We start from the raw sequence: 12,719 nt of genomic DNA, 5'->3' as shown, positions 1-12,719 counted from the left end.
GATCGGCACGGCGCCGACCTGGGAGGATGACGGCGTGTCCCGTGCCGACGTCCAGCCCGTCACCGACCGCGACGACCCGCGACTGACCGACTACGTCGGCCTCACCGACGTCGCGCTGCGCCTGCGGGTCGAGGCGGCGAACGGCCTGTACATCGCCGAGAGCTCGACCGTCGTCGCGCGTGCGCTGCGCGCCGGCCACCGGCCGCGGTCGGTGCTCATCGCGCCGCGCTGGCTGCCCGAGCTCGAGGCGGTGCTCGCCGACCTGCCGGGCGACGACGCCGTCCCCGTCTACCTCGCCGACGAGCCCGTGCTCGAGGCGATCACGGGCTTCCACGTGCACCGCGGTGCGCTCGCGGCGATGCACCGGCCCGCGCTGCGCCCGGTCGCGGACGTGCTGGCGGGTGCGCGCGACGGTGCCGGTGCGCGCCGCGTCGCGGTGCTCGAGGACGTCGTCGACCACACGAACGTCGGTGCCGCGTTCCGCTCGGCCGCCGCGCTGGGCGTCGACGCGGTGCTCGTGACGCCGCGGTGCGCCGACCCGCTGTACCGGCGGTCGGTGCGCGTGTCGATGGGCACGGTGTTCCAGGTGCCGTGGACGCGCATCGACCCGTGGCCCGAGGGCGTCGCGACGCTGCGCGACGCGGGGTTCGTGACGGCGTCGCTCGCGCTGTCGGACGACGCGATCACGCTCGACGAGCTCGTGGCCGACCCGCCCGAGCGGCTCGCGCTCGTGCTGGGCGCCGAGGGGCACGGGCTCAAGCCCGCGACCGTCGCGGCCGGGGACCTGACCGTGCGGATCCCCATGGCGGGCGGGGTCGACTCGCTCAACGTCGCCGCGGCGGCGGCCGTCGCGTTCTGGGCCACGCGGGTCTGAGACCGCCGGCTCGCGGCTGCGTCAGCCGATCGCGAGCCCGTCGACCACCTCGACGCCCGGTGCCCGCAGCAGCAGCGACCCGGGCAGCGCGACCTTCGAGCGGCGCACGCCGCTGCCGATGATCACGAGGTCGTCGCCGCCGACGGCCGCGTCGGCGAGCACGCGGTAGCCCGTCGGCAGGCCCAGCGGCGTGATGCCGCCGTACTCCATGCCGGACTCGGCGGTCGCGCGGTCCATCGGCAGGAACGACGCTTTGCGGACGTCGAGCAGTCGCTTGACGGCGTTGTTGACGTCGGCGCGCGTGGTCGCGCGCACGAGGCATGCGGCCGTGCGCTCGACGCCCTCGCGGCGGCCCGCGACGAGCACGCAGTTGACCGACGCGGCCAGCGGCAGGTCGTACGCGTCGGTCATCGCCGCGGTGTCGGCGAGGTCCGGGTCGATCGGCGTGACGACGACGGCGTCGGCGACGGCGGGCTCGACGGCGGCCCACCCGCTGATCGCGGCGTGCGTGCTCGCGGCCAGCAGGTCGGGGCGGTCGACGGCCCGATCCCAGGTGAGGGTCCCGAGTGCGGTGGTCATGCGCGGCAGGCTACCCGGCGTGCCTGACGCCGGGTCGGGCCGCTCGGTTCCGGCCCGGCCGGCTCAGGCGGCCCGGTCCGCGTCGTGCGGGCGGTGCACGTGCGTCCGGGCGTGCGCGAGCGCGGCGTCGAGGTCGTCGAACACGTGCTGCTCGGGCCCGACGGCCGCGAGCACGCCCACTCCCTCGGCGAGGCGCCGGTGCTCGGGGCGCAGGCCCTTGAGCAGCACGACGACGCCGCGGCGGCGCAGGTCGGTGACGATCTCGGCCAGCGCGTTGGCGCCGCTCGTGTCGAGGACCCGGACGTTGCCCAGGCGCAGCACCACGACGCGCACGTCGGTCACGAGCGCGAGCTCGTCGAGGAACTGCCGCACGTCGGCGAAGAACAGCGCACCGTCGATCCGGTACACCGCGATGTGCTCGTGCAGCAGCGCGCGCTCGGCGTCGGCCGTGACCTCGTCCTCCGACGTGCCCGGCAGGGGCTCGCGGTGCAGGCCGCTGCTGCGGGCCACGGCGCGCAGCGCGAGCACCGCGGCGACCGCGACGCCCACCTCGACGGCCATGACGAGGTCGAACACGACGGTCACCGCGAGGGTCACGCCGAACACGAGCGCGCCCGCCCGGCCCGACCGGCAGATCGCTCGCGCCGTGCCCAGGTCGACCATGCGTGCGGCCGTCACGAGCAGCACCGCCGCCAGCGCCGACAGCGGCACGCGACCCACGAGCGGCGCCGCGAGGTACACGATCGCGGTGAGGACGCCCGCGTGCACGAGCGCCGCGACGCGCGTGCGCGCGCCCGAGCGGACGTTGACGGCGGTGCGCGCGATGGCGCCGGTCGCGGGCAGGCCGCCGAACAGGCCCGACGCGACGTTGGCGACGCCCTGCCCGAACAGCTCGCGGTTGGGCCGCGTGCGCCCGATGTCGTCGGCCATGCCGTCGGCGACCCGCGCGGACAGCAGCGACTCGAGCGCCGCGAGCGCCGCGACGGCCAGCGCCGACGAGAACAGCGCGCTCGTGGTCTCCAGGTCCACGACCGGCAGGTGCGGTGCGGGCAGGCCGCCGGGCAGCGCGCCGATGCGGTCGACGTCCAGGCCGCCGACCTCGGCGACGAGCGTGGCCGCGACGACCGCGACGAGCGAGGCCGGCACGCCACGGTGCAGACGCGGCAGCACGACCATGACGGCGATCACGAGCGCGACGAGCGCGAGCGGGGCGACGGTCCGGCCCCAGTCGACGTCGGCGAGCGTGCGCAGCGCCACGAGGCCGGCGTTCTCGCCCTCGGCGCGCGGCGTGTCGAGCGCGAGCGGCACCTGCTGCAGCGCGATGACCACGCCGATGCCGAACGTGAAGCCCTCGACGACGGGCCACGGGATGTACGCGACGAGCCGGCCGATGCCGAGCGCGGCCGCGAGCACGACGATCCCGCCGGCCATGATCGCGACGACCGGGACCGTCTCGGCGCCGTGGCGCGCGACGACGGGCAGCAGCACGACGGTCATCGCGCCCGTCGGGCCGCTGACCTGCAGGTGCGAGCCGCCGAGCACGGCCGCGACGGCCCCGGCGACGACGGCGGTCACGAGGCCCGCGGCCGCACCGAGGCCCGAGGACACGCCGAACCCGAGCGCGAGCGGCAGCGCGACGATCGCGACCGTGAGCCCCGCGAGCAGGTCCTGACGCCACGAGCGCGGCAGGTCGGCGTAGTCGGTGCGGCGCGGCAGCAGGTCGCGCAGGCGCGCGACGGTGGTGGGCGGCGTCGTGCGGGCGGCGGGCGCCGGGGAGGTCGGCACGGTCACGGCTCAGGCCTCCGTGGTGCGGGCGCGGGCGGGCCGGGTCGCGGCGGGCGTTGCGTCGCCGGCGGCGTCCGGGACGTCGTCGGCGGCGCCGTCGAGCAGGTCGCGGTGGTGGGACGCGGCGTCGACGAGCACGGCGCGGGCCGCGGCGAGCATGTCGGCGACCGCGGGCAGCGCGAGCGCGTAGTGCACGGCGTTGCCGCTGCGGCGCGCGGTGACGACGCCCGCGCGGCGCAGCACCGCGAGGTGCTGGGACAGGTGCGAGGCCTCGAGACCGAGCTCGGCGAGCAGCTCGCTGACCTGGCGGTCGCGCTCGACCAGGAGCTCGAGCGTGCGGACGCGCACGGGGTGGGCGAGGGCCTTGAACAGGTCGGCCTTGACCTCCGCGAGGGGGCGGTCGACGCCGAGGGCGTGCAGCGGCACGGGGATGCTCCGGGATGACGGGTTGATGGATCCGTCAAATCGTACCCCTGTCCACGGGCGGTGCTCCGGGACCTCTCTCGGGTTCACCCGGCGCCGCCGGGGTCACGGCCCGCGGTCGGATTGACACCTCCACGGTGTCAGCGTCTACTGGCATCATCGAACACGTGTTCGATCCGCGGGTCGGGCGCCCGTCGTCGCCTGGGGGCCGGCGGCGCGCGTCCGACCCCACGGACGAGCCGGTCGATGGTGGTGCGAGACGAGGGGTGGGAGCAGCGTGACGGGGACGAGCACCCTCGAGCGGGTGGCACGCGCGCGTGCCGCGCTCGCGGCCGCCGAGCGGCGGACGGGTGCCCGCAGCGTGCTGACCGGGGAGCTCGCGGTCGGCGGGACCGTCGCGGCACCGTCCCCCGCGGCGCGCGCGGCCGCACGCTCGACCGGCGCGCGCTCGACGGCCCCGGGCGCTCCCGCGTCCGCGCCTGACTCGGCGGGGGAGACGGCCCCTGACCTGCCCGGGCGCGCCGCGGCGCCGACCGCGCGCGTCGTCGCGTCGCCCGCGGCCACGGAGCCCCGGGGCGACGTGCACGACGTGCTGCGCGAGCGGGCCGAGCACCTGGCCGGCGTCCGCCCGGTGCCCGACGGCGCGCCCGCGTCCGCACCGTCGTCCGCCGTGCCCGCTGCGTCCGCTGTGCCCGCCGTTTTCGCTGAGGACGCGCCGACGCGCCGCACGTCGCTGCTCACGAGCGAGCGTCCGCCGCTGCCCGTGCCGCCGCCCCTCGCGGACCTGCTGCCCGACGGCCTGCGCCGCGGCGCGACCACCACCGTGCTCGGCTCGACGTCGCTCGCGCTCGGCGTGCTCGCGCACGCGTGCGCGTCGGGTGCGTGGGCGGTCGCCGTGGGGCACCCGCGCCTCGGGCTGCTCGCCGCCGCGCAGGCTGGCGTCGACCTCGCGCGGTTCGCGCTCGTGCCGGACCCCGGGCCCGACGCCGCGACTGTGCTCGCGGCGCTCGTCGACGGCATCGACGTCGTGCTCGTCGGCCCCGACGCGCCCCTCGCCGACGCCGACCGGCGCCGCCTGTCCGCCCGCGCGCGCGAGCGCGGCGCCGCCCTCGTGACGACCGTCGCGTGGCCCGGCGCGCACGTCGTGCTCGAGGCCGGCGCGGCCCGGTGGTCGGGCGTCGGCGCGGGCGACGGGCGGCTGCGCACGTGCGCGCTCACGGTCCGCCGCACCGGCCGCGGCAGCGCGGCCGTCCCCACGTCCGCCGACGTCGTGCTGCCGTTCGCCCCGCCCGGTGAGCACGTGCCCGCCGGACCCGTGCGCCGCCGCACCCCGGCGGCCGGCGGGCTGCGGCTGGTCGGATGAGCACGCGCACGACGGTCGTGTGGGTGCCCGACTGGCCCGTGGTCGCGGCGATGACGGCCGACGAGGTCCCCGTCGACGTGCCGTCCGCGGTGCACGACGGCCGACGCGTCACCGCCGTGTCCGCGCTCGCACGCGCCGACGGCGTGCGTCGCGGCATGCGCCGCCGCCAGGCGCAAGGCGTGTGCCCCGAGCTCGTGCTGCTGCCCGCCGACGACGCGCGCGACGCGCGGCTGTTCGAGCCCGTCGCGGCCGCGACCGAGACCGTCGTCGCGGGCGTCGAGGTCGCGCGGCCCGGTCTGCTGCTGCTGCCCGCGGGTGGGGCGTCGCGGTACCACGGGTCGGAGGAGGCGCTCGCCGAGCGGATCGTCGACGCGGTCGCGCGCGGCACCGGGCACGAGTGCGGCGTCGGGACGGCCGACGGGCTGCTCGCGGCCGTGCTCGCGGCGCGCAGCGGGGCCGTCGTCGAGCCCGGCGCGTCGGCCGTGTTCCTCGCGGCGCACGGCGTCACCGAGCTCGTGCACGCCACGACCGGGCCCGAGCAAGCCGTCGAGGTCGCCGCGCTCGTCGACCTGCTGCACCGCCTCGGGCTGCGCACGCTCGGTGCGTTCGCGGCGCTGCCCGCCCCCGACGTGCACGCACGCTTCGGCCGCCGCGGCACGTGGGCGCACACCCTGGCGCGCGGGCTCGACGAGCGGCCGCCCGCACGGCGCCGCCCCGAGGCCGACCTCGAGGTGAGCGCCGACCTCGACCCGCCCGTCGACCGCGTCGACACCGCGGCGTTCGCGGGGCGCCGGCTCGCCGAGGAGCTGCACGCCGACCTCGTCGCGCGGTCCGTCACGTGCGGGCGCCTGCAGGTCGCGGCGCGCACCGACGACGGCACCGAACTGGTCCGCACGTGGCGCACCGACCTGGGCGGGTGGGGCGCGCTCGCGGCCGCGCGCATCACCGACCGGATCCGCTGGCAGCTCGACGGGTGGCTCACGGCGTCGGCCGTCGCGACCGCGCGCGACCGGCGCCGCGAGGTCCGCGAGCAGGAGCGCGCAGCCGGCCGCACCCCGGAGCGTGGCGGCGCGGACGAGCGGGACGTCCCCGCCGACGTCGACCACCTCGACGACGTCGCTCCCGTCGCGCTCGTGCGGCTCACCCTCACCGCGCTCGACGTCGCACCCGCCGGGGCCGAGGCCCCGCAGCTGTGGGGCGGGCCGTCGGGCGGCGACCTGCGTGCGCACCGCGCGCTCGAACGCGCGCAGAGCATCGTCGGCGGGGCCGGCGTGCTCACCGCGACCCTGCAGGGCGGACGCGACGTGCGCGACCAGGTGCACGTGCGGCCGTGGGGCGAGCAGAGCGACCCGCCGCGGCCCGTCGACCGGCCGTGGCCCGGGCGGCTGCCCGACCCGGCGCCCGCGACCGTGCTGGTCGACCCCGTGCGCGTCGACGTCCGGGACGCGCGTGGTGAGCCCGTGCGCGTCGACGCCCGCGGCCAGCTCAGCGCGCCGCTCGGGACCGTGCGGGCCCTCGCGCCCGGCCCCGACGAGCCCGCCGCGGGCCGTCGTGCGCCCGGTGCTGCGCGTGACGGCCAGGGCGCGCGCGAGGGCCGGGGCGCACGCGAGGGTCGGGGAGCGGGCGTACGTGCCTCCGGCGGTGCGCGGGTGGTCACCGGCTGGGCCGGGCCGTGGCTCCTGACCGACCGCTGGTGGGCCCACCCCGGCACACCGCCGCGCGTGCGCGCGTACCTGCAGGTCGCGTTCGACGACGGGGGAGCCGTGCTGCTCACGCACGCCGACGGCGCCTGGACGTGCGAGGCCGGGTATGACTGAGCGACCCGTGCCCGGCGGGCCCGACCGCCGCACCGCGCCTGCTGGCGCCGCGCCCGCCCGCACCGCGCCCACTCGCGCGGCGCCCGACCGCGCCGCGTGGCCCCCGCGGTACGCCGAGCTGCACGCGCACTCGGCGTTCAGCTTCCTCGACGGTGCGAGCCAGCCCGAGGAGATGGCGGCCGAGGCCGCGCGCCTCGGCCTGTCCGCGCTCGCGCTCACCGACCACGACGGGCTGTACGGCGTCGTGCGGTTCGCGCAGGCCGCGCGGTCCGTGGGGCTGCCCACGGTGTTCGGCGCCGAGCTGCACCTGCCCGCACCCGACCCGCGTCGCCACCCGCGCGAGAAGCGCCCGACCCCCGGCCCGCCCGTGCTCGACGCCCCCACGGGCGTGCCCGACCCGCGCGCGTCGCACCTGCTCGTGCTCGCGCGCGGCCCCGACGGGTACCGCGCGCTGTCCCGCGCGATCGCCGAGGGGCACCTGCGCACCGGGCGCAAGGGCGCCGCCGAGTACCGGCTCGAGGAGCTCGCCGAGGCCGCCGCCGGGCAGTGGCTCGTGCTCACGGGCTGCCGCAAGGGTGCCGTGCGGCGCGCGCTCGCGGGCGGCGACCCGTCGGGCGTGCTCGGCGTCGCCCCGGGCGGGCTCGACGCCGCGCGCCGTGAGCTCGACCGGCTGGTCGCGCTGTTCGGGCGCGACAACGTGGCCGTCGAGACGACGATGCACGGCGACGCGTACGACACCGACCGCGCCGACGCGCTCGCCGAGCTGGCCGCGACCGCGGGGCTGCCGCTCGTCGCGACGGGCAACGCGCACGTCGCGACCGAGCGCGACGCGGACCTCGCGCAGGCGCTCGCGGCCGTGCGCGCGCGCTCGTCGCTCGACGACCTCGACGGCTGGCTGCCCGGCGGGCCCACCGGGTACCTGCGCTCGGCCGTCGAGATGCTGCACCTGCACCGGCGGCACCCGAGCGCGGTGGCCGCCGCGGCGGACCTCGCGTCCGAGTGCGCGTTCGACCTGTCGCTCGTCGCGCCGAACCTGCCGCCGTACCCGGTGCCGCCCGGGCACACCGAGGCGTCGTGGCTGCGCGAGCTCGTGCGGCGCGGCGCGCACGAGCTGTACGGCCCGCCGGACGCCGAGCGCGTGCCCGGTGCGTACGCGCAGCTCGAGCACGAGCTGCGCGTCATCGAGGACCTCGGGTTCCCCGGGTACTTCCTCGTCGTCTACGACCTGGTCGACTTCTGCCGGCGGAACGGGATCCTCGCGCAGGGGCGCGGCTCGGCCGCGAACTCGGCGGTCTGCTATGTGCTGCGCGTCACCGCGGTCGACGCGGTCGCGCACGGGCTGCTGTTCGAGCGGTTCCTCGCACCCGAGCGCGACGGGCCGCCCGACATCGACGTCGACATCGAGTCCGCCCGCCGCGAGGAGGTGATCCAGCACGTCTACGCGACGCACGGCCGCACGCACGCCGCACAGGTCGCCAACGTCATCTCCTACCGCCCACGCTCGGCGGTGCGGGACGCCGCGCGCGCCCTCGGGTACGACGCGGGGCAGCAGGACGCGTGGAGCGGGTCGATCGAGCGGTGGGGGAGCCTGCGCGGGCAGGAGAAGCCGAGCCCGTGGTGGCACCTGACGCGCTCGGGGCCGGTGGGCCCGTCGCACGAGGTCCCGGGCCGCCCGACGGCCGACAACCACGACGTCGTGCCCACGCACCTGCCGCCGTCGGCCGCGGAGTCCGAGGACATCCCCGAGCACGTCATCGACCTGGCCGAGCGGTTCCTGCGGCTGCCGCGGCACCTGGGCATCCACTCGGGCGGCATGGTGATGTGCGACCGGCCGGTCATCGAGGTGTGCCCCGTGGAGTGGGCGCGCATGGAGGGCCGCACGGTCCTGCAGTGGGACAAGGAGGACTGCGCCGACGCGGGGCTCGTGAAGTTCGACCTGCTGGGGCTCGGCATGCTCACGGCGCTGCGGCTCGCGTTCACCGAGGTGCGCAAGCACGAGGGCGTGACGCTCGACCTGCACGGCCTGCCGCACGAGGACCCGGCGGTGTACGCGCTGCTGTCGGCGGCCGACACGGTCGGCGTGTTCCAGGTGGAGTCCCGCGCGCAGATGGGCACGCTGCCGCGCCTGCGGCCCGAGAAGTTCTACGACATCGTCGTGGAGGTCGCGCTCATCCGGCCCGGGCCCATCCAGGGCGGGTCGGTGCACCCGTTCATCAACCGCGCCAAGGGCCGCGAGAAGGTCACGTACCTGCACCCGCTGCTGGAGAAGTCGCTCGGCAAGACGCTGGGCGTGCCGCTGTTCCAGGAGCAGCTCATGCAGATGGCCATCGACGTCGCCGACTTCACGCCCGCCGAGGCCGACCAGCTGCGCCGCGCGATGGGCTCGAAGCGGTCGATGGAACGCATGGAGGCCATGCGCGAGCGCCTCATGACGGGCATGGCGCGCAACGGCATCGAGCCGGACGTGCGCGAGCAGATCTTCGACAAGCTCAAGGCGTTCGCGGACTTCGGGTTCCCCGAGTCGCACGCGTACTCGTTCGCGTTCCTCGTGTACGCGAGCTCGTGGCTCAAGGTGCACCACCCCGCCGCGTTCTACGCGGGCCTGCTCGCGGCGCAGCCCATGGGCTTCTACTCGCCGCAGTCCCTCGCCGCCGACGCGCGCCGCCACGGCGTCGAGGTGCTGCGCCCCGACGTGCAGGCGTCCGACGTGCTCGCGGTCGTCGAGCGCGTCGGGCCCACTCCGCCGGGTGGTGAGCCGCTGCTCGTGCCGATGCCCAGCGGCACGGGGCCGGTGCGCGAGCCGGGCGTCCGCACGGGCGCTGCGGGCGGTGCGCCGCGGTCGCTCGCGGTGCGGCAGGGGCTCACGCAGATCCGCACGATCGGCGAACCGGTCGCGCGGGCGCTGGTCGACGAGCGCACCGCACGCGGCCCGTTCGTCGACCTGCACGACCTGGTGCAGCGCGTGCAGCTCACGACCGCGCAGCTCGAGGCGCTCGCGACGGCCGGTGCGCTCGAGGGCATGGGCGTCGACCGGCGCTCGGGCCTGTGGGCGGCGGGTGCGCTCGCGCAGGAGGGCCCCGACACGCTGCCCGGCGTCGCGGTGGGCGTCACGGCCCCGACCCTGCCGGGGCTGTCGGACGTCGAGGTCGCGACGGCCGACGTGTGGGCCACGGGCGTGTCGGTCGACTCGTACCCCACGCAGTTCGTCCGCGACGGGCTCGACGAGGCGGGCGTGCTGCGCGTCGAGCAGGTGTTCCGCACTGAGGAGGGTCGCCGCGTCGCCGTCGCGGGGGTCGTCACGCACCGGCAGCGCCCCGGCACCGCGCAGGGCGTGACGTTCCTGTCCCTGGAGGACGAGACGGGCCTGCTCAACGTCGTGTGCTCCGCGGGCCTGTGGCAACGGTTCCGCCGCACCGCGCGCACCGCCAAGGCGATGGTCGTGCGCGGGCGGCTCGAGAAGGCCGACGGCGCGACGAACCTCGTCGCCGAGCACCTCAGCCCGTTGTCGTTGAAGGTGCGGACCCGGTCGCGGGACTTCCAGTGACGGCGCCTTCGCCCGGGGTCGGCGGGCGTGATGGCGGTGCGCTGCGAGACCGGGCGCGTGACGAGCACGGACGACCGGCGCGACGACGACGCCGCTCGACCGCGGTGCCCGGTGTTCGACACCTGGCTGGTGGGCGCCACCGAGGGCTGGTGAATGGCCCGCATCTCTTTGGCACCACCGGAGTCGGGGTTACCCATGCCGGTGTGCCCCTCTCGCGATCGCTGCGTCCCGGCGCGGTGGGCCGGCCGCTAGCCTGTCGCCATGATCCGCCTCGACGAGCGTCAGCACCGCGCGCTGGTCGAACTCTGTGCGCGGTACGGGTTCTCCAAGCTGGAGGTCTTCGGGTCGGTAGCACGCGGCGAGGAGCGCACGGACTCTGACATCGACCTGCTCTACGACCTGCTCCCGGGGCGGCACGTGACTTGGGAGGTCGTGGACGCGGCCGACGAGCTGTCGGCGATCCTCGGGCGGCCGGTCGATCTGGTCTCCCGCCGAGCGGTGCATCCGCTCCTGCGGTCGCGCATCGAGACGGAGGCCCAAGCGCTCTATGCGGCCTGACCTGCTGTTCGTCGCCGAGATGATCGATGCAGCCTCGCGCATCGTTGCACTCACCTCCGGCCTCGACACGGCCTCCGTCGAGCGTGACGCCACCGTGCGAGAGGCGCTGCTGTGGAACTTCACGGTGCTCGGCGAAGCGGCGAATCAGGTGTCGCGCGAGACGCAGGTGCAGCACCCTGAGGTCCCGTGGCGGCGTGCGGCGGGTCTGCGCCACAGGATCGTCCACGGCTACTGGTCCGCCGACATCGACGTGCTGGTCTCGACGGCGCACGACGTGATCCCGGCCCTGCTGACCCAGCTGGCCGACGTGCAGGACTCGCTGAGCTGAGCCGTCTCGGTCCCAGCTCGACGACGAACCTCCCTCGTGCCCCGGCCGATGGCCCGTCACGTCCCGACCGTCGCCCCCACCCCGTCCCACGGCGGCAGCCCCCGCACACCACCCGCCCGCGCGAGCAGGTGCACGACCCCGGCGAGGCCGACCATGAGGTCGGCGCCGATCACCTGGGGGTCCTCGACGACCCAGTAGACGTCCTGCCTGCCGCGCAGGTGCCGGCGGGCGACGGTGCGGGCGAGCGCACGGCCGCGGTCGCGCAGCGCGTCGTCGTGGAGGGTGTCGCCCGCGTCGAGCAGCAGCTCGGCGACGCCGGCGAGGCCGTGGCAGAGGCTGAGGTTGGCCGGGTCGAACGCCGGGTCGACGCCCGCGAGGCAGCGCCGTGCCGTGCGGGCGTGCTCGGGGTCGCCGGTCGTCGCCGCGAGGGCCACGAACAGCCGGGAAATGCCGGGTGCGCCGTGGCACCACCACCGCCAGTGCTCCGGGTGCCGGTCGCCGTAGGGCCAGGTCAGCGCGTCGTCGGCCCGCTCGGCGCCGTCGCGCAGCCACGTCGCCGCCCGCGCGCCGGCCTCGACGGCGCGCCGCGCGAGGTCGGCGTCGGCGACGTGCGGCGCGAGTGCCACGAGCGCGTGCCCGATGCCCGCGACGCCGTGCGCATACCCCGTCAGCGTCTCGCCCGACATGCCGGGCACGCCGTCGGGCGTCACCCACGAGCCGTCGCGCTCCTGCGCCACGACGAGCTGCTCGACGAGCGCGTCCCGGTGCCGCAGCGCGCGCGCCCGCGCGGCGGGGTCGTCGACGAGCGGCGCGAGGCGGGTCAGCCCCACCGCGACGCCCGCCGCGCCGTGCGTGACGTCCCACCACACCGGGTCGGCCAGCATCGCGTCCCACAGGTCGCGCACGTCGGCGTCGTCGAAGGCCGCCAGTCCTCGGTGGCGCGCGGCGTGCAGCGCGAGCAGCACACCCGTCTCGCCGAAGTGCAGACCCGGCATGCCCGCGTCGGGCTCTGCGCGGCCCGTGGCGAGGGCCGTCGCGTTGGTGCGGCACACCGCGACGAGGTCGTGCGGCAGGCTCGTCGCCCGCGCGAGGCCGGCGCAGACGAGCAGCGGCCCCGCCGCCCCGCGGTTCAGGCTCCGCCGGACCTCCGGTGCGGCGGACGCCTGCCCCGCACGCACGGGAGCCGAGATCCACCGCCCGTCGGGGTCGAGCACGGCCGGGCTGGCGAGCGTCGCGAGCGCGGCGCCGACGAGCCCGGGGCGCGGGCGCGCGTCGACCGTCGGCGTGCGGTGCGCCGCGCTCCGCGCCCGTGGGGCGGCGACGGTTCCAAGGCCCGTCGCCCGCCGTGCGCCGACGGGTCGCGCCGCCGCCGGCCGCGGGACCCCGGCGTCGGGTGGCGCCGCGCGCGGCAGGTCGTCGACGGCGTCGCGCACGGCGTGCAGCGGCGG

At 77.2% G+C, this 12,719-nt stretch carries 10 protein-coding genes; 6 read left to right on the top strand and 4 right to left on the bottom strand.

What is annotated here, in order from left to right:
• The first annotated feature begins 34 nt into the window (after positions 1 to 34).
• Positions 35 to 874 carry a TrmH family RNA methyltransferase gene (locus CS2_RS09610; RefSeq protein ID WP_046528543.1) on the top strand — a complete coding sequence of 280 codons (840 nt, stop codon included), beginning with the start codon at positions 35 to 37 and terminating at the stop codon, positions 872 to 874.
• 21 nt (positions 875 to 895) lie between these two features.
• Here CS2_RS09610 and CS2_RS09605 read toward each other — a convergent pair whose 3' ends face one another.
• The 3 genes from CS2_RS09605 to CS2_RS09595 all read right to left on the bottom strand — a co-directional run bounded on the left by CS2_RS09605 (position 896) and on the right by CS2_RS09595 (position 3,664).
• Positions 896 to 1,453, bottom strand: coding sequence for a YbaK/EbsC family protein (locus tag CS2_RS09605; protein WP_070319807.1), 558 nt, complete (start codon positions 1,451 to 1,453; stop codon positions 896 to 898).
• A gap of 63 nt (positions 1,454 to 1,516) precedes the next feature.
• Entirely contained in the window at positions 1,517 to 3,244 is a 1,728-nt protein-coding gene (locus tag CS2_RS09600) for a SulP family inorganic anion transporter (protein WP_370876030.1), read from the bottom strand.
• A 3-nt stretch (positions 3,245 to 3,247) separates the two neighbouring features.
• Complete coding sequence (locus CS2_RS09595; protein WP_070319806.1) at positions 3,248 to 3,664, bottom strand: ArsR/SmtB family transcription factor; 417 nt, start codon at positions 3,662 to 3,664, stop codon at positions 3,248 to 3,250.
• Between the two features lie 274 nt (positions 3,665 to 3,938).
• Between CS2_RS09595 and imuA' the strand changes: the two genes are divergently transcribed.
• The 5 genes from imuA' (at position 3,939) to CS2_RS09570 (ending at position 11,271) form a co-directional block, all read left to right on the top strand.
• A complete protein-coding gene (gene imuA' / locus CS2_RS18820) occupies positions 3,939 to 5,024 on the top strand; it encodes a DnaE2-dependent mutagenesis accessory factor ImuA' (protein ID WP_070319805.1) in 1,086 nt (361 codons plus the stop codon).
• Positions 5,021 to 6,841, top strand: coding sequence for a DNA polymerase Y family protein (locus tag CS2_RS09585; protein ID WP_070319804.1), 1,821 nt, complete (start codon positions 5,021 to 5,023; stop codon positions 6,839 to 6,841). The genes imuA' and CS2_RS09585 overlap by 4 nt, the downstream gene beginning before the upstream one ends.
• On the top strand, positions 6,834 to 10,385 hold the full coding sequence (locus CS2_RS09580) for an error-prone DNA polymerase (protein ID WP_233421138.1): 3,552 nt from the start codon (positions 6,834 to 6,836) through the stop codon (positions 10,383 to 10,385). The genes CS2_RS09585 and CS2_RS09580 overlap by 8 nt, the downstream gene beginning before the upstream one ends.
• Before the next feature lie 261 nt (positions 10,386 to 10,646).
• The gene (locus CS2_RS09575) at positions 10,647 to 10,943 is read left to right on the top strand and encodes a nucleotidyltransferase family protein (RefSeq protein ID WP_070319803.1); all 297 of its coding nucleotides are present in this window, start codon (positions 10,647 to 10,649) and stop codon (positions 10,941 to 10,943) included.
• Positions 10,933 to 11,271: a HepT-like ribonuclease domain-containing protein gene (locus CS2_RS09570; RefSeq protein ID WP_070319802.1), complete on the top strand. Its 339-nt coding sequence runs from the start codon at positions 10,933 to 10,935 to the stop codon at positions 11,269 to 11,271. Before CS2_RS09575 ends, CS2_RS09570 begins: the two co-directional genes overlap by 11 nt.
• 56 nt (positions 11,272 to 11,327) lie before the next feature.
• On the opposite strand, the gene CS2_RS09565 is transcribed toward CS2_RS09570, so the two are convergent.
• A partial coding sequence (locus CS2_RS09565; RefSeq protein WP_233421137.1) for a lanthionine synthetase LanC family protein occupies positions 11,328 to 12,719 on the bottom strand: 1,392 nt, incomplete at its 5' end.

The organism is Cellulomonas iranensis NBRC 101100 = JCM 18110 (assembly GCF_001552375.1).
In the GTDB taxonomy this organism is placed as follows: Bacteria; Actinomycetota; Actinomycetes; order Actinomycetales; family Cellulomonadaceae; genus Cellulomonas; species Cellulomonas iranensis.
This window is presented reverse-complemented; position numbering and strand designations above follow the sequence as displayed.

Excerpts from the sequence above, each read along its gene's own strand:
- CS2_RS09605 (WP_070319807.1), bottom strand. The coding sequence starts at position 1,453 with ATGACCACCGCACTCGGGACCCTCACCTGGGATCGGGCCGTCGACCGC.
- CS2_RS09585 (WP_070319804.1), top strand. The coding sequence starts at position 5,021 with ATGAGCACGCGCACGACGGTCGTGTGGGTGCCCGACTGGCCCGTGGTC.
- CS2_RS09580 (WP_233421138.1), top strand. The coding sequence starts at position 6,834 with ATGACTGAGCGACCCGTGCCCGGCGGGCCCGACCGCCGCACCGCGCCT.
- CS2_RS09575 (WP_070319803.1), top strand. The coding sequence starts at position 10,647 with ATGATCCGCCTCGACGAGCGTCAGCACCGCGCGCTGGTCGAACTCTGT.
- CS2_RS09570 (WP_070319802.1), top strand. The coding sequence starts at position 10,933 with ATGCGGCCTGACCTGCTGTTCGTCGCCGAGATGATCGATGCAGCCTCG.